This window comes from Micromonospora sp. NPDC049274 (assembly GCF_040678875.1).
Classification (GTDB): Bacteria; Actinomycetota; Actinomycetes; order Mycobacteriales; family Micromonosporaceae; genus Micromonospora.
In genome coordinates, this window is the sequence record NZ_JBFAQS010000016.1 from 49,600 (window position 1) to 76,489 (window position 26,890).

The window sequence follows — 26,890 nt, forward strand, 5'->3', positions numbered from 1 at the left end:
GCGGTCAGCCGAGGCGGGCCGCCAGAGCCCGGCCGAGGTCGCGACCGGAGCGCCAGGCGCTCTGCACGCGGGGCTTGCCGAACGCGTCGCCGGCCAGGCCGATCCCGTCGGCGTCGAGGTGGTGGGTGTTCCCGGTGACGTCACCGGCCGGCGTGGCGTACGTCCAACGGTGCACGTGCACGTCGGTGGCCTCCTCGGTGAGCCCCAGCAGGTCCCGGACGGCCTGCTCGATCGCCGGTCCGGCGCCGGAGGGCTGGGCCAGATGCCCGGCGGCGAACTCCGGCAGGGTGTGCGCCACCAGCACCGGCGCGTCGTCACCGCGCCGATCGCCGTCGTCGCAGACCAGCTTGAGCACCGGGTGGTCGTTGACGAACGCCCCGCGGAAACGCGGCCAGCGACGGGACGGGAAACGCAGCACCGCGGCCAGGGCCGGTGACCAGGTCTGCGCCTGTACGACACGGGTGGCGTCGGCCAGGGCGGGATCGAGCAGCAGGGCGGCCTGCGGCCCCGGCATGGCCAGCGCGACCGCCGCGCACGGCTCGCCGTCGACGGCCGGGCCGGGCTCCACGGCGAGCACCAACCGGTCGACTGTCACCGGCACCGCCCCGGCCAGGTGCTCGACAAGCGACCGCAGCCCGCGGGGCGCGGCGTAGCGCATCGGGCCGGGCACGTCGTGGCGGCCGTTCGTGTCGTACGACCAGAAGGTGTCGGTCCACTCCCGGACCAGGTCGGCGGCACGCCACTCGTCGACCACGGCGGCGAAGTCCGGGTCGCTGACGGTGAAGTACGCGGCGCCGGTGTCGGCGGGGCGGCCGTCGAAGCGTTTGCTGGCCATCCGGCCGCCGCAGACGTGCCCGCGTTCGCGGACCTGCACCGGCACCCCGGCCCGGACCAGCTCCACCGCGCAGGCCACCCCGGCGATGCCCGCCCCGACCACCACCACGCCCGAGGAGTTCACGCTCATCCGGTGATCGTAGGTGCCGACAGTCGCTGCGGACGGGCATGAACCGGTGGTGATCGGGGTACTGGCACACCTGTTCGAAGAAAGGGTGATGATGATGACGGACCGCAACAACGACCAGGCCGACCCGCGTGGCGCGATCAAGGACCCGGACGAGTGGGTCACCGGCGACGAGCCGCCGACGGCGGCCCAGGAGTCGTACCTGGCCACGTTGGCCCGCGAGGCGGACGCGACGCTGCCGGACGATCTGACCAAGGCCGAGGCGTCCAAGCGGATCGACGAGCTCCAGGCCGAGACGGGCCGCGGCCAGTAGCTCGGCGGCTCAGGGACGCGGCAGGGTGTGCAGCCGGACGCGCGTCAGGCGGCCCCCGGTTGTCTCGGCCTCCAGGTAGGTGGCGTGTGGCTGGGAGCGGCGGTCGGTGGGTGACCCGGGGTTGAGCAGACGTAGTCCACCGGGCGCCACGCTGTCCCAGGGGATGTGCGAGTGCCCGAAGACCAGCAGGTCGACGTCGGGAAACCGGGCCGCGCACCGCTGCTCCCGGCCGGTGCGCGGGCCCGTCTCGTGCACCACGGCCACCCGCAGCCCGTCGAGGTCGACGCGGGCCACCTCCGGCAGCCGGGCGCGCAGCGCCGGGCCGTCGTTGTTGCCGTACACGCCGATGAGCCGCCGCGCGCGGGCGGTCATCGCGTCCAGCAACGGCTCGTCGACCCAGTCGCCGGCGTGCAGCACCACGTCCGCCGCCTCGATCGCCGTCCACAGCGGCCCCGGGAGATCCCGGGCCCGCTTGGGGAGATGCGTGTCCGCCGTGAGCACCAGCCTCATGCCGGCATCATCCCCCGAGCCGGGCCCGTCCACCCGGGGACGCTCGTGGGACGGTCAGCGCGACATCGGGGTGAAGTACGCCGGCGGCATGCCGAGGTCGCGCAGCGCCGGGTTCTGCTCCACGTCGCTGAGCACGCCGGCGGCGTTGATCAGGCCGATGTGCGAGAACGCCTGGGGAAAGTTGCCCAGCTGCTCCCCGGTCAGCGGGTCGATCTGCTCGGCGAACAGGCCGAGGTCGTTGAGCCTCCCGGCCAGCGCGTCGAACAACTCGTGCGCCCGGTCCCGCTCACCGGCCAGCGCCAGGCAGCACACCAGCCAGAACGAGCAGATGACGAACCCCGCCGGGTCGTCGTCCCAGCGCCGCAGCAGGCCGTCGTGCGACAGCCGCTCCTCCACGGCACGCATCGTCGAGCGCATCCGCGGGTCGTCGGCCGGCAGGAACCCCACCAGCGGCATGATCAGCACCGAAGCGTCCAGGTCCTCGGACTCGAAACTACCTGTGTACGCCCCGAGCCGGTCGCTCCACCCCCGGTCCAGCACCTCAGCACGCACCTCGTCGCGGGCGGCCGCCCAGCGGGCCACGTCCGACGGCCCACCCAGCCGTTCGCCGAAGCGGACCGCCCGGTCCAGGGCCACCCAGCACTGCACCTTCGAGGACACGTGGTGGCGTTGGATCCCGCGTTCCTCCCACATCCCCGCGTCCGGCAGCTTCCAGTCCCGTTCCGCCTTGTCGACGAGCGCCCGGAGCAGGTGATAGACGTCCAGCTCCAACGGCTCCAGCCGGTCGCGCATCAGCCAGGCGGCGTCCAACGCCTCACCGTAGATGTCGGTCTGTCGCTGCCGCCACGCGTCGTTGCCGATCATCACCGGCGGACTGTCGCGGTAACCGGCGAGCTGGTCCAGGCGGTGCTCGGTGAGGTCCCGCTCCCCCAGCACCCCGTACATGATCGGCACCGGCTCCTCGTCGATCCGGCCCATCGCCCGCCCCAACCAGGTGAACTGCCGCTGCACCTCGTCATAACAGGCGGTACGCCACAGCGCCCGCAGGGTCAGGGTGAAGTCGCGCACCCAGACGTAGCGGTAGTCGTAGTTCCGGTCCCCGCCGAGCTTCTCAGGCAGCGACGTGGTCACCGAAGCCACCACCGCGCCGCTGGGTCGGTACGTCATGCCCTGCACCACAAGTGCGCTGCGCCGCACCTGCTCGGCGTAGACCCCGTGGTACCCGTGCTGCCGGACCCAGGAGCGCCATCCCTCGGCCGTGTCGGCGATCGTCTGGTCGGCCTCGGGCACCTGTGGCGGCTGCGCGTCGTAGGTCGGGGCGTACCCGAGGGCGAAGTTGTTCCTCGTGCCGGCACGGACGGTGAACGTCCCGGTGGCCTCGCCGTCGCCGCAGGTAAGCGGCACAGCGGTGGCGAGCGTGAGCCGGCTGGCCCCGCCGACGGCCTCCAGGGCCCCGCCCCGCTCGACGAGGAACGGTGTGGTGCGCCCGTACTCGAAGCGGGGTCGGTAGTGCACCCGCATCGGCACCTCGCCGGCCAGGCCCCGCACGCTGCGAACCAGCACCTGGGGTGAGCGCATTCCGATTTCGTGCTCGCGCGCGCCGGGCTCCAGGGCGAGCGCGTCGGTCAATTCCACCTCGCCCTGGGCGGTGCGGAAGACGGTCCGCAGCACCAGCGTGCCGTCGAGGTAGCAGCGTTCGATTGTGAAGTCCCCCTCCGGGCAGATGGACCAGTGTCCGGCGTCCTCACCGATCAGCCGCGCGAACACCGACGGGGCGTCGAACCGGCCCGGGCACCACCAGTTCACCGAGCCCGCGCGGTCCACCAACGCCGCCGTGCGGCCGTCGGCGAGGAAACCGTGGTCGCTGATCTGTCCGCTCTGCACCCGCCTGCCTACCCGGCCCGTTCCCGCACATGCCTCGCCCGGTGCCGCCGCCCGGTGCCGCCGACGGTCGCCGGTCGGGCCGGGGCCGGGTCCGGCAGCCGCCCGGCACCGGGCGTTACCGCTCGGCACTGGCGGGAACGCGGTCGGCTGACGAGGGAGGATGCTCATGACCTCAGCTTCGGGGCCGGCCGCCGCGTGGCGGCCCGGCACACAGAGTGGCGACGTACTTCCATCCGGTCCGGCAGGCCGCCTGTCGACGCCGGCCGGGGACGGACACGGGCCGCAGGGCGGCCCGGCAACCGTGACGATCGGCTCGTATCCGGACTATCCGTCCGCGCAGAAGGTTGTCGACTACTTGGCCGACAACCGCTTCCCGGTGGAGCACAGCGCCATCGTCGGCACGAACCTCACTCTCGTGGAGACGGTGCTCGGGCGGATGACCACCGGCCGCGCGGCCCTGCTCGGCGCCGGCACCGGCGCCTGGTTCGGGCTCTTCATCGGCCTGCTGTTCGGCATCTTCACCGTGGGCAACTGGCTGGCGGTGATCCTGGTCGGCCTGGTCATCGGCGCGATCTGGGGCGCCGTGTTCGGCGCGGTCGCGCACGCGATGACCGGCGGACAACGCGACTTCACCTCGGCCAGCTCGCTGCGCGCCGGCCAGTACGCGGTGACCGTCGACGCGCAGCTCGCCGACCAGGCCCGGCAACTGCTGGGCCGGATGCAGGTGCCCGGCTCGACGCCGGCGAACGCCCGCTGAGCCACCGACCCGACCGGCCGTCCCGGCAGTGCCGAGCCACCGCCCCGACCGGCCGTCCCGGCAGCGTGCCGGGGCGGCCGGTCAGCCGTGGTACGCCAGCTCGCCGGCGGCCAACGGCACGTCGACCCGGTTCTCCGGCGGCGCGAGGGGGCAGGCCCAGCGGTCGTCGTACGCGCAGCTCGGGTTGTAGAGGTAGTTGGCGTCCAGCCGAACCCGGTCGCCGGGCAGCAGCTCGACGCCCCGGCCGAAGGTGCCCTTCACCGTGTCGGTGAGGTACCGCCCCCCGCCGTATGTCTCCCGCCCGCAGGTGCCGTCGCGCAGCGGCACGAACAGCCCTCCCCCGTACGCCTCGATCCACCACAGCGTCAGCGGCCCCCACGGCGTCTCGGCCACCGCGACCCGCCGGTACGCGACGACTCCGTCCGGGCCTCCGGTGTCCACCCGCAGCTCACCGCTGGCCGGCCGCAGCGGCGCCTCGACCACCGCCTCGGGGTTGGGCGGAAAATACCGCACTCCGGGAAAGCCGGGTCGCTCGGCCGGCGGGATCGGGCTCTGCGGGTGGGTGGCGAAGAGTTCGTCGCGGCCGGCGCGGAAGCCGGCCAGGTCGACGTCGGACAGGTACAGCCGGGCCACCCGCTCCCGCCAGTCGGCCAACTCCAGATCGGTCAGCATCCGTCGGACTCCTGATCGAGCGACAACTCTCCGGACCGGAGGGGCCTGCCGCACGCCTGGCAACGGACTTCCGCCACGAACACGTCACCGCAGACATCGTGGATGAAGTCGACAGTGGGCACGTCCGCATCGCTGTAGGTGTCACCCCAGCGTTTGAGCACGAGGATGACCTGCCCGAGATCCCGGCCCTTCTGCGTGAGCTCGTATCCCGCGACCTTGCCGTCCTCGGTCGATCGCGCCCGCAGGATGCCGGTCTCGGCGAGCTTCCGCAGCCGCGCGGCGAGGACGTCCCGGGGAGCGCCGACCGCGCGCAGGATCTCGGTGTACCGAGAGGCCCCGAAGGCGAGCGCTCGCACGATGTGCAGCGACCACCTGTCGTTGACGGCGTCGAGCGCCACAGCGAGAGTGTCCCGCGATGGTTTGGATTTCAAACCGTCGGTGCTACGGTTCGTCTGGTTGGACATTCAAACCACATTACCCGAGGAAGCACCCATGACGTCGCCGACCGATCCATTCACCGAGGCGGAAACGCCCGTCACCACGCAGCGCCGAGCCTGGATCTCGCTCGTGCTCACCGGCCTGATCATCGGTACGGCGTTCATCGCCGTCTACGTCGGGTTGCAACGCGATCCCGCGCCGAGCCGCCTGCCGATCGCGGTGGTCGGCGACCAGCTGGTCACCACCGCCCACGGGGGGTTCGGCGATGCCGTCGCCGTCACACCGGTGAGCAGCGTCGAGGCCGGAAAGGCCCTGGTCCACCACGGCGACGCCATCGCGGTGCTCAGCGGGACCTCCCCCGACACGCTGACGCTCGACTACGCCGGCGCGAGCGGGTTCAGCGAGAGCGGCGCTGCCCGGCAACTCGTCGCCGGCCTCGGCAGGCAGGCTGGCATGAGCGTCCAGGAGAACGACATCGTGCCGCTGGCGAGCTACGACAGCCGTGGGCTGTCCGCCTTCTACGTGGTGTTCGGGGTCACTCTCTCCTCGTTCGTCCTCGCGCAGGGGCTCACCGCGGCCGCCACGTTGGTACGCCTGCGTCACCGGCTCTACGCGATGGGCGCATTCGCGGTCGTGATCGGCGTGGTCGCGGCCACTGTCGCCGGCCCGGTCTACGGCTCACTGACGGCACCGTTCCCGCTGCTGGCCCTGTCGCTCATCCTGCTGTCGGCCGCCAGCGCCTTCACGACGAAGGCCCTCGGGGCCTGGCTCGGCCCGATCGGTATCGCGCTCGCCGTGCTCACCCTCACCACCATCGGCAACGCGACGAGCGGAGCGACGATAGGCGTCGACCTGCTGCCGGGATGGGCACAGGCGATCTCGGCGAAGCTTCCCCCGGGCGCGGCCGCACGCGCGGTCAACAACTTCGGTTACTTCAACGGCTCACACACGCTGGCGCCCCTCGGCGTCCTCGCCGCCTGGTTCCTGACGGGGCTGGGCCTCGTCCTACTCCGACAGCGAGCCGCGCAGCGACGCCCGCTCACCGCCGAGGCCGGACGATGACCGCCCGAGTCAGCCCGTATCTCAGCTTCGACGGCAACGCCCGCGAGGCGATGGGGTTCTACCAGTCGGTGTTCGGCGGCGGCCTCCAGATCACCACCTTCGGCGACCTGCCTACGTCGACCGCCGAGGCACCGGACGACCTGGTCGCGCACGCGGTGCTCAAGGGGACGACAGGCATCGTGCTGATGGGCTCGGACCGGACACCCGGCGACCGGACACCCGGCGGCACCACGTCGATCACCCTCGGAGGCGATGACGAGGCGGAGCTCGTCGAGTACTGGGAGCGGCTCTCCGCGAGCGGTGTCAGCACCGTCCCGTTGGCCAGATCGTCATGGGGCACCCGGTACGGCAGGTGTGTCGACAGGTTCGGGACCGACTGGCTGGTGAACATCAGCGCGCCCACGTCCTGAGCTGCGCGGGCGCCCGAGTACGGACCGGGCGGGCACGCAGGTCGTGCCCGCCCGGTCGTCACCGCGCCGGCCAGTTGCTCAGGACGGCGTCGAGGGCGTCGAGGGCGCGCGCCCAGGAATCGTCCGTCGGACGCGGCGTGTGGCGGAACCCGCCGGTCCGCTCCAGGCTCACGAAGCCGTGGAACGTGCTGTGCATCATCCGGACGGCGTCGGTCTGGTCCGGCTCGGAGAGGTGGTAGCCGCGCAGGATCGCCCGGGTCATCTCGGCGTGCCGGACGCCCGCGCTCGCGGCGGCCGTCTCGGGATCGAGGTCGATCTGCATCGCCGCGTACCGGCCCGGGTGTTGGCGCGCGTAGTCCCGATAGGCGTTGGCGAAGGCGACAAGCGCGTCCTTGCCGGCCCGGCCGGCGAGTGCCTCGGCGACCCGGTCGGCCAGCTCGGCGAGCGCCAGCACGGCGAGCCTGACCCGCAGGTCGTGAGCGTTGCGGAGGTGGAAGTACAGGCTCGCGTCCTTGACCCCGAAATGCCGCGCGAGCGCCGCGATGGTGACGTTCTCGACGCCCACCTCGTCGGCCAGCTCGGCGGCCGCCTGGGTCAGTCGCTCGGCGGTGAGCCCCGCACGTGTCACTCCGTACACCTCAAATCTAGTCTTGATAATCGTTTCCCTAGGCGAGCTAGGCTACTACCTATGCTAGCCCTCACCGAGTCCGCCATCCGCGCGTCCTTCGTCAACTGCACGCAGGGCGAGGCAAAGCGGATGGCCATACCAAATGATCTTGAATTGCGCCCCTGGGACGACCTCGACTTTCTCGGCTGGCGGGATCCCGCCGCGCCGCAGCGGGCCTATCTGGTCGCCAACTCCGAGGACGGGCTCGTCGGGGTCGCGCTGCGGGTCGCGACCCAGCAGACCGGGCGGGTCCGGCGGAGCATGTGCTCGTTCTGCCTGACCACGCACACCGGCGACGGCGTCTCGCTGATGACGGCCCGCAAGGCCGGCCGGGACGGCCGGCAGGGCAACTCCGTGGGCGCGTACGTCTGCTCGGACCTGGCCTGCTCGCTCTACCTGCGAGGCAGGAAGCACGCCGGGCCACGGATGCACGAGACGCTGTCCGTGGAGGAGAAGATCGAGCGCACCCGGGCCACCCTGACGGCCTTCCTCCGCAAGATCACCGACTGACGGTCGGGGTCGGCCCCGGGCGGTCGGTGGCCAGGCGGGCGTGCAGGTGCTCGTCGTAGCGGAGGCCGTCACCGTACTGGTACGACTCGCGCAACGTCCCCTCCGCGAGGTAGCCGGCCCGGTCGGCGACGCGGCAGGAGGCCGCGTTGGCCACGGCGTGGCACAGCTCCACCCGGTGCAGCCGCAGGTCACCGAAGGCCCAGTCGGTGAGCCGGACGACGGCACGCGTGGCCACCCCGCGCCCGCGTGCCGCCGGCATCGTCCAGTAGCCGATGGAGGCGTCGCCGTGGTGGATGTGATGCAGCGACACCGAGCCGAGCAGTTTCCCCTCGGCGGCGTCGACAACCGCCATGGACGCGTGGTCACCGCCCGACCAGTCGCCCCGGCGGCGCACCCAGAGCAGAGCGGCCTGGTCGTCGATCGGGCCGCCGCCCTGGGGGTTCCACTGGGCGATGGCGGGGTCGTTCAGGGCGTCGCGCACCGCCGGGGCGTCCGCCTCCCGCCACGGGCGCAGCAGCAGGTCGGCGGCGGCGAGTTCCACGTGTTCCACGAGGCGGCAGTCTGGCACATCCCGCTCCGGCCCGCCGCCCGATTGTTCCCCGGTTCTTTCAAAGCTGGACGAATCAAGCAGCCAATCGGACAGACGTGATGCAGGAGACGCTCAACCCCACTAGTTAAATTTTTAACTAGTGCTATCGTCGTGGGCGTGACAGAGAGCCTGGACAGCACCCGAGCGGCCGCCTGGCGCGCCTACATCGAGGCCAGCCAGCGCCTGTTCACCCAGTTGGAAGACGACCTGCGCGCCGACAGCGACCTCACCTTCGCCGACTACCACGTGCTGGTCCTGCTCTCCGAGGCGCCGGGGCAACGACTGCGGATGGGCGAGCTGGCCGGCCGGCTGGTCTTCTCCCCCAGCCGACTCACGTACCAGATCTCCTCCATGCAGCGCCGCGGACTGGTGAGCAAGGAGGCCTGCCCGGACGACCGACGCGGCAGCGAGGCCGTGCTCACCGCCGCCGGGCTGCTCACCCTGTCCGAAGCCGCACCCCACCATCTGGCGTCGGTGCGTACCCATCTGATGGACGACCTCGACGACGCCGAGGTCGCCTGCCTCACCCGGGTCTTCGACCGGCTCGGCACCCGCCTACGGGCGGTCCGGACCACGTCGAGCACCCACGCCACAAGTTAAGGAGCCTCCCGATGCCCGCGATCACCGTTGACAACGTCCTCGTCCTGCCCCGCCTGCCCAAGCTCGACGAGTCCACCACCTTCCGCAAGGTCCGCACGGTGACCACCGCGCCCAGCGGCTTCGAGGGCGAGGGCTTCCCCGTCCGCCGGGCCTTCGCCGGGGTGTCGACCGCCGACCTGGACCCGTTCATCCACCTCGACCAGATGGGCGAGGTGGACTACGCGCCGGGCGAGCCGAAGGGCACCCCGTGGCACCCGCACCGCGGCTTCGAGACCGTCACGTACATCATCGACGGCATCTTCGACCACCAGGACTCGCAGGGTGGCGGCGGGACCATCACCGACGGCGACACCCAGTGGATGACGGCGGGCAGCGGCCTGCTGCACATCGAGGCCCCGCCGGAGCACCTGGTGGTCAGCGGCGGGCTCTTCCACGGCACGCAGCTCTGGGTCAACCTGCCCCGCTCGGCCAAGATGAACCCGCCCCGCTACCAGGACATCCGCGGCGGCGAGTCGGCACTGCTCACCACGCCGGACGGCGGCGCGCTGGTCCGGGTCATCGCCGGCGAGATCGCCGGGCACCGCGGCCCGGGGTCGACCTTCACGCCGATCACCATCACCCACGTCACCGTGCAGCCGGGCGCCCAGGTCGACCTGCCGTGGCAGCCCGATTTCAACGCGCTGGTGTACGTGCTGGGCGGGCGCGGCACCGTCGGTGTCGAGCGCCGTCCGGTGCGCACCGGTCAGCTCGCGGTGCACGGCCCGGGCGACGCGCTGCGCTTCGCCGCGGACCGCGAGCAGGACAGCAACGCGCCGGCGTTGGACCTCTACATCATGGGTGGTCAGCCCATCCGGGAGCCGGTGGCGCAGTACGGCCCGTTCGTGATGAACACCCGCGACGAGCTGCTCCAGGCGTTCGAGGACTTCAAGGCCGGCCGGCTCGGCGTCATCCCCACCGAGCGGGTCCCGCACACCGACGGCCAGGGTCCGCGCCCCTGACCCCGGTCAACCGCTGACATCGGCGCCGGCGTCCCCGTTCGTCGGGACGCCGGCGCCGCCTCAGGAGACCGCGAAAATCCCAGCGACGCCCAGAATCACCATGAGCAACACCGCTACCAGCGCACCCCGTTCGCTCTCCACCGCCGGCTCGCGGTACTCGGTCACGGGGTTCGTTGTGTCGCGGGGCATGGTGTGGCCTCCTCGGCTGTTGTCGCGTCGTCGTGCTGGCGTCATCCAGGTCACCGGTCTGCCGGCCTGGCATGCGGACCCACGTCCGGGGTCCTACCGTGAGGACGTTGTCGACCTCCGGGGGGCTGGACGTTGCCGCTACAGGACTGGTTCCTCACCGCACAGGAACGGGCCAACCCGGTCTCTGGGTTACCCGTCTGGACCACGGGAAACCTCGCCGAGCCGTTGATTCACGGCGCGGCGTACTTCGACCGGCTGGTCGACGAGGTGGAGGCGCTGACCGCCGGTGACCACCTGTTCTTCACCGACTGGCGGGGCGACCCGGACCAGCGACTGCGTCCGGACGGGCCCACCGTGAGTCAGCTCTTCGCCCAGGCCGCCCAGCGCGGCGTGGTGGTCAAGGGGCTGATCTGGCGCTCACACCTCGACGTGCTCGCCTATAGCGAGGCCGAGAACCGCAACCTCAGCGAGACGGTCTCCGCGGCCGGCGGCGAGGTGCTGCTCGACCAGCGGGTCCGCCGCGGCGGCTCGCACCACCAGAAGCTTGTGGTGCTGCGGCACCCGGGGAACCCGGAACGGGACATCGCCTTCGCCGGCGGGATCGACCTGTGCCACAGCCGCCGCGACGACGCCGCGCACGGCGGCGACCCGCAGCCGGTGCAGATGTCTCCCCGGTACGGCTCGAACCCGCCCTGGCACGACGTGCAGCTCGCGCTGCGCGGCCCGGTCGTCGGCGCGCTGGACACTCTCTTCCGGGAGCGCTGGACCGACCCGATGCCGCTGGACTCGGAGAACCCGATGGCGTACGCGCGGGACCGACTGCGCGGCGCCGACCTGCGGCCGGATCCGCTGCCCGAGCAGCCCGCCGACCCGCCCGCGTGCGGGCCGCACCAGATCCAGGTGCTGCGCACCTACCCCGCCGTGCGGCCGCGCTACTCCTTCGCGCCCGACGGCGAGCGGACCGTGGCCCGGGGCTACACCAAGGCGGTCCACCGCGCGCGTCGGCTCATCTACCTGGAGGACCAGTACCTCTGGTCGACCGAGGTGGCCAACCTGTTCGCCCAGGCGCTGCGGGAGAATCCCGAGCTGCACCTGGTCGCCGTGGTGCCCCGACACCCGGACGTGGACGGCCGGCTCGCCCTGCCACCCAACATGGTCGGCCGGGAGCAGGCGCTGTCGCTGTGCGAGCGTGCCGCGCCGGACCGGGTGCACGTGTTCGACGTGGAGAACCACGCCGGGACCCCGGTGTACGTGCACGCGAAGGTCTGCGTGGTCGACGACGTCTGGGCCAGCGTCGGCAGCGACAACTTCAACCGCCGCTCCTGGACGCACGACAGCGAGCTGTCCTGCGCGGTGCTCGACGACACGCGCGACGAACGGACGCCCACCGACCCGGCGGGCCGGGGCGACGGGGCGCGGACCTTCGCCCGGGACCTGCGGCTGCGGCTCTGGCGCGAGCACCTGGACCGGGACCCGGACGGCGCGGACGACGCCGACCTTCTCGACCCGGCGGATGCCGTCGCGGCCGTCACGGCCGCGGCCGACGCGCTGCAACTGTGGTACGACGGCGGCCAGGTCGGTGACCGCCCGCCCGGCCGGCTGCGCCCGCACCGCCCCGAGCGGCTGCCCTGGTACACCCGCGCCTGGGCGCTGCCGGTGTACCGGCTGGTCTACGACCCGGACGGGAGGCCGCTGCGCGCGAGGTTGGCGGGCACCTGGTGAGCCGGCCGGGCCGGCTCGGGCAGGCCCACCCCACCGGGGTGCACGGTGAGCCCGCCCGGGTAGGCGAACGAGGAGCGCGGGGAGAAGTAGCCGAAGCCGATCGTCAGCGGGTTGGCGGGGCGCAGCGCGTACATCGGGTGCCGGGGTTGCAGGAACTCCACCGACTCGATCTCGAACGGCGCGACCGGCTCGGCCACGAACGGGTAGACCGAGCTGAGCAGTTGGCCTTCGCGGCGGGTGAAGTAGCGGTGGTGCCCGCTGCTGATCACGTGGCCGGTCTCCCCCACACGACACCGGGCGCGGATCAGCGGCGCCCCCTCCGCCTCGGTCTCGGAGAGTAGGGCCTCACCGCTCACCTCGATGCTGGTCCGGCCTGCGAGCGCCGGGGCGCCGCGCGCCGTGGCGTACTCGCGGACCAGCCGGCTGGAGGCCACGTAGTGGGTCCACCAACCGCCCGGGTTGAGCCCGCCGGGCGCGTCCACGCCGGCAAGTGAGATGCCGAGGTACGTCAGCGAGTAGGCGCCGAAGCCCGAGGTCTGCGTCTCGTCCTCGACGACGTACTGATTGAGGAACACCTGCCGGTCGGCGCGCGGACGCAGCCCGGTGGGGACCAGGGCGGCGACCGCATCCGGATCCGCTGGCAACCAGCTGAAGTAGAGCGTTCGACTGTTCACGACGAGCTGGGGAGCGGTTGGATCGAGCATGGTGCCTCCGAACCGGGTGTCTGCCCCACGACGCTACGGCCGGTCCCATCGACGGGACAACGACGGATAGTCGACACTGCTGCCCGATTGTCGGATTTCATGTTGACCGGTCGGCCGGGTGCGGCACACCGACCGGTCGGGCCGGATGAGATGACCAGATGCCGCAGGATCGCCCGGTAAACGGGTAAGAGACCTCACAACCTGCCGACGTGCCGCCCTTTTTGGGGCGTTTTGTGGTTCAACACGCCTTAAGTACATCAACCTTTCGGCTAGATTTCCGGGAGCCGACCAGGTTAAGGTGAGTCCCGAACGGCCCATTGAAAGCTAAACCAAAGCGTCACGTCTTTTTGTCCGCGGACGAGGTGCAGGGAGGACCACCCATGACCGCGCCAACGATCACCGAGCAGGCGAGCACCACGGCTGCCGAGCAGACGAGCACCACCAAGCTGGACCCGCGGGCGCTCACCGACAGCGCCGCCGACCTGCTCAACGCCATGGCCGCACTGCCCGCCAACCACCCGTCGCGCGCCGCGCTGCGCGACCGGGCGATCGAGGCCTGGCTGCCGCTGGCCAACCACCTCGCCCACCGCTACAGCGGGCGGGGCGAGCCGACCGACGACCTGGCGCAGACCGCCGCCGTCGGCCTCATCAAGGCCATCGACAAGTTCGACCCGTCCCGCGGCGTCGACTTCGCCGGCTACGCGATTCCCACCATCATCGGCGAGCTCAAGCGGCACTTCCGCGACCGCACCTGGGACATCCGGGTGCCGCGTCGCCTCCAGGAGCTGCGGCTGGCCATCTCGGACGCCAACAGCTCGCTGCTGCAGACCCTCGGCCGCTCGCCGACGGTCGCCGACATCGCCGCCCACCTCAAGCTCACCGAGGAAGAGGTCCTGGAGGGCCTGGAGGGCGCCCGCGCGTACAACGCGGTGTCGCTGTCCACCCCGACCGGTGACGGCGACCGGGCCACCGAGCTGGGCGACATGCTCGGCGGCGAGGACAACGAGTTCGAGCTCGCCGAGCTGCGGGTCGCTCTCGGCCCCGCGCTGGCCACGCTCGACGAGCGGGAGCAGAAGATCCTCACCCTGCGGTTCTACGGCAACCTGACCCAGTCGCAGATCGCCGACCAGATCGGCGTCTCGCAGATGCACGTCTCCCGGCTGCTGGCCCGGGCGCTGACCAAGCTGCGCGGCCAGCTCGACGGCACCTACTAGGCCCCACACGATGCAGGGCCGGGTCAGCGTGGCCCCGGCCCTACATCGTGTGTCAGGACGTTCGATCGGCGCACCGGCCGGGTCGCTCCCCTCGTGGGTAGCGGCCCGGCCGGTTCCGTCAGCGGCCGGCGGGCTCCCGCCACATCGGCCAGAACGGCGTGCCGTCAGGCACCCGGAACGGCTCGCCGGCCCGGTAACCGTGCCGTGCGTACAGGTCCCGGCTGCGCGGACTGCTCGCCTCCAGGTAGGCGGGCATCCCGTTGGCGTCCAACCAGGCGTGGTGGTGCCGCATCAGCGCGGAGCCCAACCCCTGCCCCTGCCGTCCCGGCTGCACGGCCAGGAAGGCCATGTGGTGATGGTCCGGATGCGGATGGTTGGCCGCGAACAACTCGTCGAGATGCTGGAACCGGTCGGTCCACTCGCCGCACGCGGCGGCGAGCCGAGCGTCGTAGTCGGGTGGCGGCGGGGCCGGCTCACCGACCGACGGGAGCCAGACCGCGACACCGGCCCGGTCCCCCGTGGCGTGCACGAACCCGTGCCGCATCGCATGGTCGACAAGGATCTCGAAGTCCCCGGCCAGCACGGCCTCACGCTTGCTCGGGTCGGGCACCAGCCAGTAGGTCACCTCCAGGGCCGTGAAGGCCTCCGCGATCCGGTTCGCGACAAACGTCGTGTCCTGGAGCCCGAGCTGCTCGATGGTCGCGCTCATCGGGACACCTCCGCATCGGCCGGCGTCGGCGCCTGCCGCTCCGCCGACCGCACGGCCGCCGCGGCGCTCGCCGCGCCGAGACCGATCCGGGCGTACGTGTCCGGACGGTTGGTGCGCAGCAGCAGCGCCCAGGCGACGCCGAGCGCGGCCGCCACCGGGTAGACGGCGGGCAGCGCCCAGCGCAGGTGGGAGTCGGGTGCGACGCCGAGCAGGTTGGCGAAGTTCGACACGGCCAACCAGATGATCACGACGAGCGCGATGGTGGCCAGGCCGGGCGCGATGGCCCGCTTCCAGAGGGTCTCGCCGCCGTGGCGGACGAAGTAGACGATCACCGCCACCGAGGTGGTGGCGATCAGCAACAGCACGCCGAACCCGCCGGTGGTGCCGCCCCAGAAGAACAGCTGGACCACCGGGTCCCAGCCGTTGACGGTGTAGAGCAGGATGACCAGCAGGCCGAGGACGCTCTGTGCCAGCGACGCGGCCCGGGGCGAGCCGGTCCGCGGCGAGGTCTGCCCGAACACCGCCGGCAGCACCCGCTCCCGGCCCAGCGCGAAGGTGTAGCGGGCCGTGGTGTTGTGGAACGAGATCATCGCGGCGAGCACCGAGGTCAGGAAGAGCACCTGCCCGATGGTCACCGCGGTGTCGCCGAGCTGGGCGGCGGCCAGGTTGAAGATCAGCCCGACGCTCTGCTCTCCGGCCTCGGCGACGATCTTGTCCGGCCCGACGGCGACGGTCATGGTCCACGACGAGAGCGCGTACAGCCCGGCGATGATCGCGACCGAGAGGTACGTCGCCAGCGGCACCGTCCGCTTCGGGTCCTTGCTCTCCTCGCTGAACACCACCGCGGACTCGAATCCGACGAATCCGAGGATGGCCAGCACCAGCACCGCGCCGACGCCCGGCACGAAGAGGTTGTCCGGGGACAGGGCGGAGAAACTCACCTGACCGTCGGCCGGGTTGCCGAGCTGACCCAGGTCGAAGACGAGGATCACCACGATCTCGGCGACCAGCAGCGCGGCGAGCACCAGGCCGTTGATGTCGACCCGCAGCAGGCCGAGCAGCCCGACCAGCGCCCATGCCACCAGGGCGACGATCGACCAGTGCGGGTGTCCGCCGAAGATCCGGTCGAGTACCGGCTCGGCGGCGACGCCGATGGTGCCGTACAGCCCGACCTGGAGCGCGTTGTACGCGATCAGCGCCACCCAGGCGGCGCCGACGCCGGCCGGCCGGCCGAGGCCACGCGAGATGTAGGCGTAGAAGGCGCCGGCGTTCTCGACCCGGCGGGACATCGCCACGTAGCCGACCGAGAACAGGGCGAGAACCGCGGCGACCACCAGGAAGGCCAGCGGGATGCCCGTCACGCCGATGACGCCGTAACCGGTGGTGACGACGCCGGCCACCACTGTCAGCGGCGCGGCGGCGGACAGGACGAAGAAGATGACCGAGGGGACGCCGAGGCGACCCCTCGCGAGGGCTTCGGAGACGTTGCTGGGTCGGTCGACTGTCGATGTCGATGGCATACGACTACTCCGGTTGTCGAGGGGAGGGGTTGGGGTTACCGGGGGGATCAGGGGATGCCGCGCAGCACGGCTGCGCCGACGGCGGCCTCGGTGTGCCCGACAAGCTCCTTCAGGGGCGCCGGCAGCGCGGGGATGAGAACGTTGAGCCGGTGGTGGGCGCGGGGGCCGGCGCTCCACAGCACCTCGCGGGTGAGCCCGGCGGCCACGACCAGGCCGAGCAGCAGCGCGTCCGGCACGCTCGGCGGGTCGGGGCGGTCCAGCAGTGCCCGCAGCCGGGTGGCCGGCCAGGCCACCGCGTTGAGGTCGATCGGGAGATAGCTGACCGAGGTACGGAGCAGCCGCCGGCTCTCCTGGCGGCGCAGCACACCGGCCCGGGCGAGCCGCTCGCCCACCGACGTCGTCGCGCTCTGCGCCAGAAAGCTGAGCCACACGTTGACCGCCCGGTGCTGGGACTCGCCGATCAACTGGTCCAGCACCGTGTGCGCCAGCGCGTCGGCGGGTGGGCGCCTGTCGATGACTGTGACCTGTCCACCTGAGACGGTGATGTGCCCGTAGAGGGTCAGCTCACCGAGGAGCCCGGCGGCCAGGCCGAGACCTGTCGCCGCCGGGTGGAGCTTGGCCTTGCCGCGGGTGTCGTTGTGGGCGATGAGGAAGAACTCGTCGGCGATGAGCAAACGGTCCTCCCGCTCGGGTTTGTCCACTGTGTTCGCGACCCGCAAAAGGATGCACCGACAGCTACTGCAACGCAACTCCCAGATTTGATAGTTGCACTCCGTGCTGGCGCGACCTGCGGATCTTGCCGTGACAGACTCGGACGGTGACCGCCGCTTCCACCATCCGGCCCGCCGCCAGCCCCACCGTGCGCCGTCGACGCATCGCTCGCGAGCTCCGTCAGCTCCGGGAACGGGCGGGCATGACCCTCGACGTGGCCGCCCGCCAGCTCGACATGTCCAAGAGCAACCTGTCCCGGATCGAGACCGCGCAGATCGGCATCAAACCCCGTGACGTCCGGGCGGCGCTCGCCCTCTACCAGGTCACCGGCGCAGACGCCGAGGCGCTGATCGAGATCGCCCGGGGCGCACAGCAGCGCGGCTGGTGGCAGAACTACAGCGACGTGCTGCCGGAGTGGTTCGAGTTCTACGTCGGACTGGAGGCCGAGGCGGCGGCGCTGCGCACGTACGAGGCCGAGTCGGTGCCCGGGCTGCTGCAGACCGAGGCGTACGCCCGGGCGATCTTCCGCCGCACCGCGGGCGAGGACGGCCTGGAGCGCAAGGTCGCGGCTCGGCTGCGCCGCCAGGAGGTGCTGCGCCGCGACGAGCCCGTGCAGTTGTCGGTGGTGCTCAACGAGGCAGTGCTGTTACGCCCGGTCGGCGGCCCCGCCGTGATGGCCGAGCAACTGGTCCACATGAGCCACATCGCCGAGTTACCCAACGTGACAATTCAGGTACTGCCGTTCGCGGCCGGCGAGCACCCGGCGATGACCACCCCGTACGTGATCCTCAATTTCGCCGACACCGCCGACGCGTCCGTGGTTTACCTGGATAACCTCACGATGGGCCTGGCTCTGGAGGATGCCGATCATGTGCTCGGGTATAGCCTTCTGCACGAGGAGCTGTGCCGGATGGCACTCGATCCGGGGGCGTCGCTGACCCACCTCAAGGAGGCTTCTCGTAACTTTGCGTGACCGCGTCTGCGGCACGCCGACGCAGACGAGAGGTACCACGGATGACGGCGCTCGACCTGACCCGGGCCGACTGGCGCACCAGCACGCGCAGCAGTGGCAACGGCAACTGCGTGGAGGTCGCGACAGTCGACGGTCGGATCGCCGTCCGGGACAGCAAGGACCGCTCCGGCCCGGCGCTCGCGTTCGGCCCGGCCGCCTGGCGTTCGTTCCTGCACGGTCTCGCCGAGGTCCGTCGCGGCTGAGTTCCCCGGGTGCCGGTGCGAGACTGGGCCGTGCTCTCCGACGTAACCCTGGACCTGCCGGTCCGTCCGGCGTTGCCGGCGCTGCTGACCGCGCTCGACGCGGCCGGCGCCGCGGTCCTGGTCGCCCCGCCGGGCACCGGCAAGACCACTCTCGCGCCGTTCGCGGTGGCCGACCGGGTCAACGGCCGGGTGGTGATCGCCCAACCCCGCCGGGTGGCGGCGCGCGCCGCGGCCCGGCGGATGGCCGAGCTGCTCGGCGAGCGCGTCGGCGAGCGGGTCGGCTACGCCGTGCGCGGCGAGCGGCGGGTCGGCCCGGCCACCCGGATCGAGGTGGTCACCACCGGCCTGCTGGTCCGCCGACTGCACCACGACCCGGAGCTGCCCGGCACCGGCGCGGTGCTGCTCGACGAGTGCCACGAACGGCAGCTCGACGCGGACCTCGCGCTGGCGTTCGCGGTGGAGGCCCGGGCCACCCTCCGACCGGACCTGTGGCTGCTCGCGATGTCCGCCACGCCGGACACCGACAGGTTCGCCGCGCTGCTCGGCGGTACCGCCGCCGCCCCGGTGGTCCGGGCCGAGTCGGCGCTGCACCCGGTACGGCGGATCTGGGCGCCGCCGGCCCGGCCGGTCCCGCCGCCGGGGGCCGGGCCGGTGGACCGCGCCCTGCTCGACCACGTGGCCGCGACCGTCCGGCGGGCGCTGCGCGAGCACGACGGCGACGTGCTCGTCTTCCTGCCCGGGGCCGGTGAGATCGCCGCGGTCGCCGGACGGCTCGGCGACCTGCGGGACACCGTCGACCTGCTGCCGTTGCACGGCCGCCAGCGCGGCGCCGAGCAGGACTTGGCCCTGCGTCCCGGCGTCGCGGACGGCCGGCGGCGCGTGGTGCTGTCCACCGCGCTGGCCGAGACGAGCCTCACCGTGCCGGGCGTGCGGGTCGTGGTGGACGCCGGACTGTCCCGGGTGCCCCGCATCGACCTGGCCCGGGGACTGGGCGCGTTGATCACCGTGCCGGTCTCCCGGGCCGCAGCCACCCAGCGGGCCGGCCGGGCCGGCCGGGAGGCCCCCGGGTACGTCTACCGCTGCTGGTCCGAGGCGACCCACGAGCGGCTGCCCGCCCGAGGAGAGCCGGAGATCGCCACCGCCGACCTGACCGGGTTCGCGCTGGAGCTGGCCGCCTGGGGACGCCCGGACGGCGTCGGGTTGGCGCTGCCCGATCCGCCGCCGGCCGCGGCGATGGCGGTGGCCCGGGACACCCTCGAAACACTGGGCGCGGTCGACGGGACGGGCCGGATCACCGGGCGGGGTCGGCTGATCGCCTCCGCCGGGGCGCACCCGCGGCTGGCTCGGGCGCTGCTCGACGGCGCCGGTCGGGTCGGCGCGGATCGCGCCGCCGAGGTGGTGGCCCTGCTCGCCGAGGAGAGCGCGGCCGGCCCGGGCGACGACCTGGTGGCCGGCTGGCGTCGGCTGCGCGCCGGGACCGACGCGGGCGCCACGGCCCGCTGGCGCACCGAGGTACGCCGGCTGCGCGCCGCGCTGCCCGCCGACCCGACCGGCCGCACGGCCGGCGGACGGGCCGGCTCCACGCCCGGAGCGGCCGCCGACTCCGCAGTCACGCGGACCGACGCTGACTTCGCCGGCAGGCGGGCGGCCGCCGACTCCGCCGTCAGGAAGGCCGACGCTGACTTCGCCGGCAGGCGGACCGACGCTGACTTCGCCGGCAGTGGGTCCGGTGGGCGAGCCGGCTCGGGCGGGCTCACCGACGATCTCGCCGCCGGGCTGCTGGTCGGTCTCGCGTACCCGGAACGGCTGGCCCGGGTGCGGCGGCCGGGCGGGTCCGCGTACCTCATGACGGGTGGGACCGCCGCGGAGCTGGCCGCCGGGTCGGGGCTGGCCGGCTCCGACTGGCTCGCGGTGGCCGTCGCGGACCGCCGCCCCGGCGCGCCGTCGGCGCGGATCCGCCGGGCCACACCGGTGGACGAGGCGACCGCCCGGGAGGCGGCGGGTCCGCTGCTGTCCACGCGCCGCGAGGTGGGCTGGTCCGACGGGGACGTGGTGGCCCGGGAGGTGACCCGGCTGGGCGCGATCGAGCTGGTGGCGCGGCGGTTGGACCGCCCGGACCGGGCGGAGGTGGCGGCGGCTCTGCTGACCGGCCTGCGCCAGGAGGGGCTGGGGCTGCTGCCGTGGACGCCTGCGGCACGGGGGCTGCGCGAGCGGATGGCGTTCTGCCGCCACCACCTCGACGCCGAGTGGCCCGACGTCGGCGACGAGGCGCTGCTCGCGGCCGCGCCGACCTGGTTGGGGCCGGAGCTGGCCGCCGCCCGGCGACGCGCCGACCTGAGCCGGATGGACGTGACCTCGGCGCTGCGCCGGCTGCTGCCGTGGGCCCAGGCCGCGCGCCTCGACGAGCTGGCGCCGGAACGCCTCGAGGTGCCAAGCGGTTCGCGGATCCGGGTGGACTACGCCGACCCGGCGGCGCCGGTGCTGGCGGTCAAGCTCCAGGAGACGTTCGGCTGGCCGGCGGCCCCGCGCATCGGCGGCGGCCGGGTGCCGGTGCTGCTGCACCTGCTCTCCCCCGCCGGCCGGCCGGTGGCGGTCACCGCGGATCTGGCGTCGTTCTGGCGTACCGGCTATCCGCAGGTCCGCGCGGAGCTGCGCGGTCGCTATCCCCGGCATCCGTGGCCGGAGGACCCGGGCACGGCGACGCCCACCCGGCGGGCAGCGCCGCGCCGACGGTGAGGGTCGGCTACTCCTCGACGACGTCGGCCACGACCACCGTGACGTTGTCCGGACCGCCGGCGTGCAGCGCCAGGTCAATCAGCTTGCCGGCACAGGCGGACCGGTCCGGGTAGGTGGTCAGCACCTCGGCCAGGGTGTCCGGGCGGACGACGTTGGAGAGGCCGTCGCTGCACAGCAGCCACCGGTCGCCGGCCCGGGGCACCATCGTCGCGTACGACGGGGAGACGTCCTCGCCCTGCAACGCCTGGGTGACGACGGCCCGGCGCGGATGGCTGCTGGCCTGGTCGGCGGTGATCACGCCCTGGTCGACGAGCATCTGGACGAAGGTGTCGTCGCGGGTGACCTGCTTGAGCACGCCCTCGCGGAACAGGTAGGCCCGGGAGTCGCCGACGTGGGCGAGCGCCAGGCAACTGCCCGTACGCGCGAAGAGCAGGGCGGTGAGCGTGGTGCCCATGCCCTGGCGCTCGGAGTCGTCGGCGACCGCCTGCCGGATGCGGGCGGTGGCCAGCGCGATGCCGTCCTGGAGGGCCGCCACCAGGGCGTCCTCGGGTGTCTCCACGTCCAGCGGCGCGACCGCGTCGATGGTGAGCGAGCTGGCCAGGTCACCGGCGGCCATTCCGCCCATGCCGTCGGCGACGGCGACGAGCCAGGTGCCTGCGTGCAGGGCATCCTGGTTTCCGCTGCGGATCAGCCCACGGTCGCTCGTTCCCACCGAACGCAGCTTCAGGGTCATGGGAGGCAGCCTGCCAGGCGAAGGGCGCAGTTGTCTCTAGGAGATCAGGACCACGGCGCGTGGCGCGGCGAATCTCACGTCGCCCTGCCGGCGCGACGGGGTGCGCCCGCCGGACCGACCGCCCTCGTCGCACGCCAGAACCCATCCAGTCGGATCAATTGACAGGGCGATCCCCCGCTGGAAACATCGAGCCGATACCTGGGAGCGCTCCCAGGTATCGCAGCACCACGGCATCGCCATCACCGTTCCTCTTCCCGTCCCGGAAGGACTCCCCGTGACGCCATCCCGACGCCGCCTACTCCTGGCCGCGGCGACCACCCTGGCCCTCATCGGCGCGGGCGCCGGCGCGGCCCACGCCGACCCTCCACCGGACGCCCCCGAGCAGATCGACAACGGCGACTTCAGCGCCGGCGTGAGCCCCTGGTTCTCCTTCGGCACCGGCGCGCTCGCGGTCACCGACGGCCGCCTCTGCACCACGGTCCCCGGCGGGCTGGCCAACCCCTGGGACGCCGGCATCGGCCAGGACGGGGTGCCACTGATCGCCGGCGCCGAATACACCCTCGGCTTCGACGTCTCCGCCACCCCCGGCGCGGCGGTCAAGGCCGTGCTGCAGCTCGGCAGCGCCCCGTACACCACGTATGCGGCCGTGGACGCCACCGCCACCGGCACCGCCCAGCGGGTCGAGCAGACCTTCACCGTCCCGGACGACAACCCGAACGCCCAACTGATCTTCCAGGTCGGCGGCAGCGCCGCGACGCAGACCATCTGCCTGGACGACGTCTCGCTGCGCGGCGGCGAGCCACCCGCGCCGTACGAGCCGGACACCGGGCCACGGGTGCGCGTCAACCAGGTCGGCTACCTGCCCGGCGGCCCGAAGAACGCCACAGTGGTCACCGAGGCCACCGAGCCGCTGCCCTGGCAGCTGCGCTCGGCCGCCGGCGCCGTCCTGGCCAGCGGCACCACCACCACGCGCGGCGTGGACGCGGCCTCCGCCCAGAACGTGCAGACAGTCGACTTCTCCAGCTACCGCACGCCCGGCAGCGGACTGACCCTGACCGTCGACGGCGAGACCAGCCACCCGTTCGACATCTCCGGCACCCTCTACGACCGGCTGCGCGCCGACTCGATGCAGTTCTTCTACGCCCAGCGCAGCGGCATCGCCATCGACGGTGACCTGATCGGCGACGAGTACGCCCGCCCCGCCGGCCACCTGGACGTGGCGCCCAACAAGGGCGACACCAACGTGCCCTGCCAGCCGGGTGTCTGCGACTACTCCCTCGACGTGCGCGGCGGCTGGTACGACGCCGGCGACCACGGCAAGTACGTGGTGAACGGCGGCATCGCCACCTACCAGCTGCTCAACACCTTCGAGCGGACCAAGACGGCGGCCACCGCGGCCGGCGGCGCGGGGCTTGCCGACAGCACGCTGCGGGTACCCGAGCGCGGCAACGGCACCCCGGACATCCTCGACGAGGCCCGCTGGGAGCTGGAGTTCCTCCTGCGCATGCAGGTGCCGGCCGGCAAGCCCCTCGCCGGCATGGTGCACCACAAGATCCACGACCAGAACTGGACCGGCCTGCCGCTCGCCCCGCAGGACGACCCACAGCCGCGTGAGCTGCACCCGCCGTCGACCGCGGCCACCCTCAACCTGGCCGCCACCGCCGCCCAGTGCGCGCGGCTGTTCGCCCCCTACGACGCGGCGTTCGCCGGCCGCTGCGCCACTGCCGCGAAGACGGCCTACGCCGCCGCCAAGGCCCACCCCGCGGTGTACGCCAGCCCGACCGACGGCACCGGCGGCGGCGCGTACGACGACGGCACCGTCACCGACGAGTTCTACTGGGCGGCGGTCGAGCTGTACCTCAGCACCGGGGAGCAGACCTACCTGACCGACCTGAGCGCCTCGCCGCACCACACCGGCGACGTGTTCGACCCCCGTGGCTTCGGCTGGCAGAGCGTCGCGGCGCTCGGCCGTCTCGACCTGGCCACCGTGCCCAACGGGCTGCCGGCCGCCGAGCTGACCCGGGTCCGTGCCTCGGTCACCGGCGCCGCCGACGCCTACCTCGCCGAGCTGCGCCGGCAGGCGTACGGGCTGCCGATGCCCGGTGACGCCAACAGCTACTTCTGGGGCGGCAACAGCAGCATCATCAACAACGCCATCGTCCTGGCCACCGCCTTCGACCTGACCCACAACGCCAGCTACCGCGACGGCGCTGTCCAGGCGATGGACTACATCCTCGGCCGCAACGCCCTGAACATCTCCTACGTCACCGGCTGGGGCGAACACAACGCGCAGAACCAGCACAGCCGGATCTTCGGTCACCAGCTCAACCCGGACCTGCCCCGCCCGCCCGCCGGCTCCCTCGCCGGTGGCGCGAACGCGGCCCTGCAGGATCCGTTCGTGGCGCAGTTGCTCGCCGGCTGCGCGCCGCAGTTCTGCTACGTCGACGACATCAACTCGTACTCGACAAACGAGGTCGCGATCAACTGGAACTCGGCGTTGGCCTGGATCTCCTCGTTCCTGGCCGACCAGGGCGAGGCCGGCGCGGTGCCGGCCACCACCTGCTCGGTGAGCTACGCCAACTACGGCGCCTGGCAGGGTGGCACCGGCTTCACGGCGCAGTTGACCGTGCGCAACACCGGCACGACCGCCGTCAACGGCTGGTCCGTGCGGTTCGCGTTCACGGGTGACCAGCGCGTCCGGGAGGCCTGGCTGGCGAAGGTCACCCAGGCCGGCGCGACGGTGACGGCGAAGAACGAGTCGTACAACGCCAAGATCGCCCCCGGCGGCACGGTGACGTTCGGCTTCAACGCGACAACCGGCGGCGGCGCCAACCCGCAGCCGGGTCTGGTCACCGTCAACGGAAACGCCTGCTCGCTGTCCTGAGCACGCACGGCTGGTGGCCGCCCTCCTCCGGGCGGCCACCAGCTCGGCTGGACCCGCGTACCTACCATCAGGAACATGGACGGACGAGCGTGGATCCTGGCCGGAACGGTGACGGTCCTCCTGCTGGCCGCCCTGTCGGTCGTCGCACGGCGACGACGTCACCGCGCCCGGGCCGACGGGCCCGCGGAGACGATGCGCCGGGCCCGCCAGGCGATCCGGGCGAGCGGGCACGACCAGCGCCGCCAGCGCCGTGGCAGCCTGCGCGGCAAGGGCTACGGCGGAGACGACAACCAGGCCTCCAGCAGTGGCGTCGCCAGCGACTCCGGCGGGATGCCCTGACGCCCGCTCCACCGCCGAGGACACGGAAGGCGGCGGGGACCCCTGCCGGGCTTCGGGCCGTCTCAGCGCGCGTCAGGGTCGACCTTTCGCGCCTGGTGCGAGCGCGGGACACCTGAAGGCACTTCCGGCTCCGCACTGCCGTACCGCCTAATCGGAGATCGATGACGGGATCTACCTGTCTTCGGAGGTGGAGCTTTGCCCATGGACGACGGACCCGTGACGCCAGCGCTCGTGATCTGGACCGCGCAAAGGGTGATCAACCAGCATCACCTGCCGCCGAGCCGCTGCATGCAGTGCCAGGACGACGGGTGCGAGATGTTGACGTGGGCGCGGAACGCGCTCCAGGCGTACCCCAGTTGATCGAGCGGCTTCTGGCGTGGGCGCACAGCCCAGTGAAGCAGTGCCAGATGGCCGCACTCCGGCCAGCCGAATGAGGGAGCCTCCCCGCGCACGCCTCCGAAGTTGTCGTACACCTGTTCTATTGTCGGTCCATGTTCGAGGGGCTGGCGCAGGCGGAGGCGGCGGTCGCCGCGTGCGTCGACGCGCCGGCCTGGGCTCTCACCGAGCCCGACCTCGTCGCGGCCATCGAGGCCGCCCACCGGCTTGAGCAGCGTCTGGCGGCCGTGCAGCTGACCCTGGTGCATGAGCTGGACGGCCGGGGCACGGCCCAGGCGCAGGGCGCGTCCTCGACGGCCGTCTGGCTGCGTGACCGGCTACGGCTCACAGTCCCCGCCGCCCGCCGGCTGGTCGATCTGGCCGGCGCGCTGGACAGCGGAGCACCCGGGGTGCGGGCCGCTCTGGCCAACGGAGACATCAGTGTGGAGCAGGCTCGGGTCATCGGCGACACGGTTCGCACCGTGCAGGCCGCCGCCGGCGCCGAGCCCGCCGACAAGGCGGTCGGCGTGCTGGTCGAGTGGGCCGGGCAGTTCGAGCCGACTCTGCTGCGCAAGCTGGGCACCCGCATCCTCGACCACGTCGCCCCGGAGGTCGCCGAGGCCGCTGCCCGGGCGGCGCTGGAGGCCGAGGCCCGCCGATCCGCCCGGGATCGCCATGTCACCCTGTCCGAGCTGTCGGATGGCCGCCTGCGGTTGACCGGCAGCCTGGATGCCGAGGCCGCCGGCCTGCTGCGCGCCGCGATCGACCCGTTGACCGCACCATCGGGCCTGGACGACACGCGCAGCCCGGGGCAACGTCGCCACGACGCGCTCGCCGACCTCTGCCGTCTCACCCTGCGCACCGGCGAGCTGCCGGAGCACGGCGGGGAGCACGCCCAACTCGTCGTCACCACCAGCTTCGACGCGCTGACCCGGCACCTCGACGTGGGAGCCCTGGACACCGGCCTCCGGCTCACCCCGGAAACGGTCCGCCGTCTCGCCTGCGACGCGGCGATCCTGCCCGCCGTCCTCGGCAGCGCCGGTCAGACACTCGACGTGGGCCGGCAACGCCGCCTGGTCAGCGGGCCGCTCCGACGCGCCCTGGTCCTACGGGATCGCGGCTGCGCGTTTCCGGGCTGCGACCGCCCGCCCCGCTGGTGCGACGCCCACCACATCCGGCACTGGGCCGACGGCGGTGACACCAGCCTGGCCAATGCGGTGCTGCTCTGCGGCCACCACCACCGGCACGTCCACCGCGGCGAGTGGGCCGTCCGCCTCGGCCCCGACGGCCACCCCGACTTCGTCCCGCCGGCGTGGCTCGACCCCGCCCAGGTCCCCCGCCGCAACCTCTACCACCGGCGGACGTGACCACAACCCCATCCCAGGTGTACGACATCGCCGGACGTGCCGAACGCCGCTGCCCACGCGACGGTGTCGCTGGCCGTCCCGCCGCACCCTTGTGGACTTTT

Annotated in this window: 28 protein-coding genes; 16 read left to right on the forward strand and 12 right to left on the reverse strand. The window is 72.5% G+C overall.

The genetic code is table 11. The annotated features are described in order from the left end of the window. Nucleotides 1–4: 4 nt before the first annotated feature. Nucleotides 5–964 carry an FAD-dependent oxidoreductase gene (locus AB0K10_RS25735; protein WP_363687503.1) on the reverse strand — a complete coding sequence of 320 codons (960 nt, stop codon included), beginning with the start codon at nt 962–964 and terminating at the stop codon, nt 5–7. Nucleotides 965–1,055: 91 nt separating this feature from the next. Between AB0K10_RS25735 and AB0K10_RS25740 the strand changes: the two genes are divergently transcribed. Next, nucleotides 1,056–1,274 carry a DUF3072 domain-containing protein gene (locus AB0K10_RS25740; protein ID WP_363687677.1) on the forward strand — a complete coding sequence of 73 codons (219 nt, stop codon included), beginning with the start codon at nt 1,056–1,058 and terminating at the stop codon, nt 1,272–1,274. A gap of 9 nt (nt 1,275–1,283) precedes the next feature. Here AB0K10_RS25740 and AB0K10_RS25745 read toward each other — a convergent pair whose 3' ends face one another. Both AB0K10_RS25745 and AB0K10_RS25750 read right to left on the reverse strand, forming a co-directional pair. Next, nucleotides 1,284–1,784, reverse strand: a complete 501-nt coding sequence (locus AB0K10_RS25745) for a metallophosphoesterase (RefSeq protein ID WP_363687505.1) — start codon at nt 1,782–1,784, stop codon at nt 1,284–1,286. A 54-nt stretch (nt 1,785–1,838) separates the two neighbouring features. Beyond that, the gene (locus AB0K10_RS25750) at nt 1,839–3,668 is read right to left on the reverse strand and encodes a glycoside hydrolase family 15 protein (RefSeq protein ID WP_363687507.1); all 1,830 of its coding nucleotides are present in this window, start codon (nt 3,666–3,668) and stop codon (nt 1,839–1,841) included. 166 nt (nt 3,669–3,834) lie between these two features. On the opposite strand from AB0K10_RS25750, the gene AB0K10_RS25755 reads away from it, so the two are divergent. Further along, nucleotides 3,835–4,425: a general stress protein gene (locus AB0K10_RS25755; RefSeq protein ID WP_363687509.1), complete on the forward strand. Its 591-nt coding sequence runs from the start codon at nt 3,835–3,837 to the stop codon at nt 4,423–4,425. A gap of 81 nt (nt 4,426–4,506) precedes the next feature. Here AB0K10_RS25755 and AB0K10_RS25760 read toward each other — a convergent pair whose 3' ends face one another. Together AB0K10_RS25760 and AB0K10_RS25765 are read right to left on the reverse strand one after the other, a co-directional pair. After that, entirely contained in the window at nt 4,507–5,094 is a 588-nt protein-coding gene (locus AB0K10_RS25760; RefSeq protein ID WP_363687679.1) for a DUF1684 domain-containing protein, read from the reverse strand. After that, entirely contained in the window at nt 5,091–5,495 is a 405-nt protein-coding gene (locus tag AB0K10_RS25765) for a helix-turn-helix domain-containing protein (RefSeq protein WP_363687511.1), read from the reverse strand. Before AB0K10_RS25765 ends, AB0K10_RS25760 begins: the two co-directional genes overlap by 4 nt. Nucleotides 5,496–5,589: 94 nt before the next feature. Between AB0K10_RS25765 and AB0K10_RS25770 the strand changes: the two genes are divergently transcribed. Next, entirely contained in the window at nt 5,590–6,597 is a 1,008-nt protein-coding gene (locus AB0K10_RS25770; RefSeq protein WP_363687513.1) for a hypothetical protein, read from the forward strand. Next, nucleotides 6,594–7,007: a VOC family protein gene (locus tag AB0K10_RS25775; protein ID WP_363687515.1), complete on the forward strand. Its 414-nt coding sequence runs from the start codon at nt 6,594–6,596 to the stop codon at nt 7,005–7,007. The genes AB0K10_RS25770 and AB0K10_RS25775 overlap by 4 nt, the downstream gene beginning before the upstream one ends. A 58-nt stretch (nt 7,008–7,065) precedes the next feature. Here AB0K10_RS25775 and AB0K10_RS25780 read toward each other — a convergent pair whose 3' ends face one another. Next, entirely contained in the window at nt 7,066–7,635 is a 570-nt protein-coding gene (locus AB0K10_RS25780; RefSeq protein ID WP_363687517.1) for a WHG domain-containing protein, read from the reverse strand. Between the two features lie 60 nt (nt 7,636–7,695). Here AB0K10_RS25780 and AB0K10_RS25785 point away from each other — a divergent pair, with 60 nt between their 5' ends. Further along, on the forward strand, nt 7,696–8,184 hold the full coding sequence (locus AB0K10_RS25785; protein WP_363687519.1) for an FBP domain-containing protein: 489 nt from the start codon (nt 7,696–7,698) through the stop codon (nt 8,182–8,184). Here the strand turns inward: AB0K10_RS25785 and AB0K10_RS25790 are convergent. After that, nucleotides 8,174–8,734, reverse strand: a complete 561-nt coding sequence (locus AB0K10_RS25790) for a GNAT family N-acetyltransferase (protein ID WP_363687521.1) — start codon at nt 8,732–8,734, stop codon at nt 8,174–8,176. The genes AB0K10_RS25785 and AB0K10_RS25790 overlap by 11 nt on opposite strands. A gap of 156 nt (nt 8,735–8,890) precedes the next feature. Between AB0K10_RS25790 and AB0K10_RS25795 the strand changes: the two genes are divergently transcribed. The 3 genes from AB0K10_RS25795 (at nt 8,891) to AB0K10_RS25805 (ending at nt 12,282) form a co-directional block, all read left to right on the forward strand. Next, entirely contained in the window at nt 8,891–9,373 is a 483-nt protein-coding gene (locus AB0K10_RS25795; protein ID WP_363687523.1) for a MarR family transcriptional regulator, read from the forward strand. 11 nt (nt 9,374–9,384) lie between these two features. After that, complete coding sequence (locus AB0K10_RS25800; protein ID WP_363687525.1) at nt 9,385–10,371, forward strand: pirin family protein; 987 nt, start codon at nt 9,385–9,387, stop codon at nt 10,369–10,371. 321 nt (nt 10,372–10,692) lie between these two features. Then, nucleotides 10,693–12,282, forward strand: coding sequence for a phospholipase D-like domain-containing protein (locus AB0K10_RS25805; RefSeq protein WP_363687527.1), 1,590 nt, complete (start codon nt 10,693–10,695; stop codon nt 12,280–12,282). Here the strand turns inward: AB0K10_RS25805 and AB0K10_RS25810 are convergent. Next, nucleotides 12,231–12,986, reverse strand: coding sequence for a hypothetical protein (locus AB0K10_RS25810; RefSeq protein WP_363687529.1), 756 nt, complete (start codon nt 12,984–12,986; stop codon nt 12,231–12,233). The genes AB0K10_RS25805 and AB0K10_RS25810 overlap by 52 nt on opposite strands. 380 nt (nt 12,987–13,366) lie before the next feature. On the opposite strand from AB0K10_RS25810, the gene AB0K10_RS25815 reads away from it, so the two are divergent. Further along, entirely contained in the window at nt 13,367–14,200 is an 834-nt protein-coding gene (locus AB0K10_RS25815; RefSeq protein ID WP_007458025.1) for a SigB/SigF/SigG family RNA polymerase sigma factor, read from the forward strand. A gap of 118 nt (nt 14,201–14,318) precedes the next feature. Here AB0K10_RS25815 and AB0K10_RS25820 read toward each other — a convergent pair whose 3' ends face one another. Genes AB0K10_RS25820 through AB0K10_RS25830 form a run of 3 tightly spaced genes read right to left on the reverse strand, consistent with a single transcriptional unit; the run spans nt 14,319 to nt 17,103 of the window. Next, a complete protein-coding gene (locus tag AB0K10_RS25820; RefSeq protein ID WP_363687531.1) occupies nt 14,319–14,909 on the reverse strand; it encodes a GNAT family N-acetyltransferase in 591 nt (196 codons plus the stop codon). Further along, a complete protein-coding gene (locus AB0K10_RS25825; protein WP_363687533.1) occupies nt 14,906–16,429 on the reverse strand; it encodes an APC family permease in 1,524 nt (507 codons plus the stop codon). The genes AB0K10_RS25820 and AB0K10_RS25825 overlap by 4 nt, the downstream gene beginning before the upstream one ends. Nucleotides 16,430–16,476: 47 nt before the next feature. Next, a complete protein-coding gene (locus AB0K10_RS25830) occupies nt 16,477–17,103 on the reverse strand; it encodes a GPP34 family phosphoprotein (RefSeq protein WP_358150176.1) in 627 nt (208 codons plus the stop codon). A gap of 185 nt (nt 17,104–17,288) precedes the next feature. On the opposite strand from AB0K10_RS25830, the gene AB0K10_RS25835 reads away from it, so the two are divergent. From AB0K10_RS25835 to AB0K10_RS25845, 3 genes are read left to right on the forward strand one after another with little or no spacing between them, the layout of a single operon-like run. Continuing rightward, nucleotides 17,289–18,113 (forward strand): helix-turn-helix transcriptional regulator, encoded by an 825-nt coding sequence (locus AB0K10_RS25835; RefSeq protein WP_363687681.1) that lies wholly within the window; start codon nt 17,289–17,291, stop codon nt 18,111–18,113. 41 nt (nt 18,114–18,154) lie between these two features. Continuing rightward, nucleotides 18,155–18,355 carry a DUF397 domain-containing protein gene (locus tag AB0K10_RS25840; RefSeq protein ID WP_007458015.1) on the forward strand — a complete coding sequence of 67 codons (201 nt, stop codon included), beginning with the start codon at nt 18,155–18,157 and terminating at the stop codon, nt 18,353–18,355. 30 nt (nt 18,356–18,385) lie between these two features. Then, nucleotides 18,386–21,091, forward strand: coding sequence for an ATP-dependent helicase C-terminal domain-containing protein (locus AB0K10_RS25845; protein ID WP_363687683.1), 2,706 nt, complete (start codon nt 18,386–18,388; stop codon nt 21,089–21,091). A gap of 7 nt (nt 21,092–21,098) precedes the next feature. Here AB0K10_RS25845 and AB0K10_RS25850 read toward each other — a convergent pair whose 3' ends face one another. Then, complete coding sequence (locus tag AB0K10_RS25850; RefSeq protein ID WP_363687535.1) at nt 21,099–21,824, reverse strand: protein phosphatase 2C domain-containing protein; 726 nt, start codon at nt 21,822–21,824, stop codon at nt 21,099–21,101. A gap of 274 nt (nt 21,825–22,098) precedes the next feature. Here AB0K10_RS25850 and AB0K10_RS25855 point away from each other — a divergent pair, with 274 nt between their 5' ends. From AB0K10_RS25855 to AB0K10_RS25870, 4 genes are all read left to right on the forward strand, one after another. Then, on the forward strand, nt 22,099–24,708 hold the full coding sequence (locus tag AB0K10_RS25855) for a glycoside hydrolase family 9 protein (protein ID WP_363687537.1): 2,610 nt from the start codon (nt 22,099–22,101) through the stop codon (nt 24,706–24,708). A 75-nt stretch (nt 24,709–24,783) separates the two neighbouring features. Next, entirely contained in the window at nt 24,784–25,047 is a 264-nt protein-coding gene (locus AB0K10_RS25860; protein WP_363687539.1) for a hypothetical protein, read from the forward strand. A gap of 201 nt (nt 25,048–25,248) precedes the next feature. After that, nucleotides 25,249–25,407 (forward strand): hypothetical protein, encoded by a 159-nt coding sequence (locus tag AB0K10_RS25865; RefSeq protein ID WP_363687541.1) that lies wholly within the window; start codon nt 25,249–25,251, stop codon nt 25,405–25,407. Between the two features lie 131 nt (nt 25,408–25,538). Beyond that, nucleotides 25,539–26,789 carry a DUF222 domain-containing protein gene (locus tag AB0K10_RS25870; RefSeq protein WP_363687543.1) on the forward strand — a complete coding sequence of 417 codons (1,251 nt, stop codon included), beginning with the start codon at nt 25,539–25,541 and terminating at the stop codon, nt 26,787–26,789. Nucleotides 26,790–26,890: the final 101 nt, after the last annotated feature.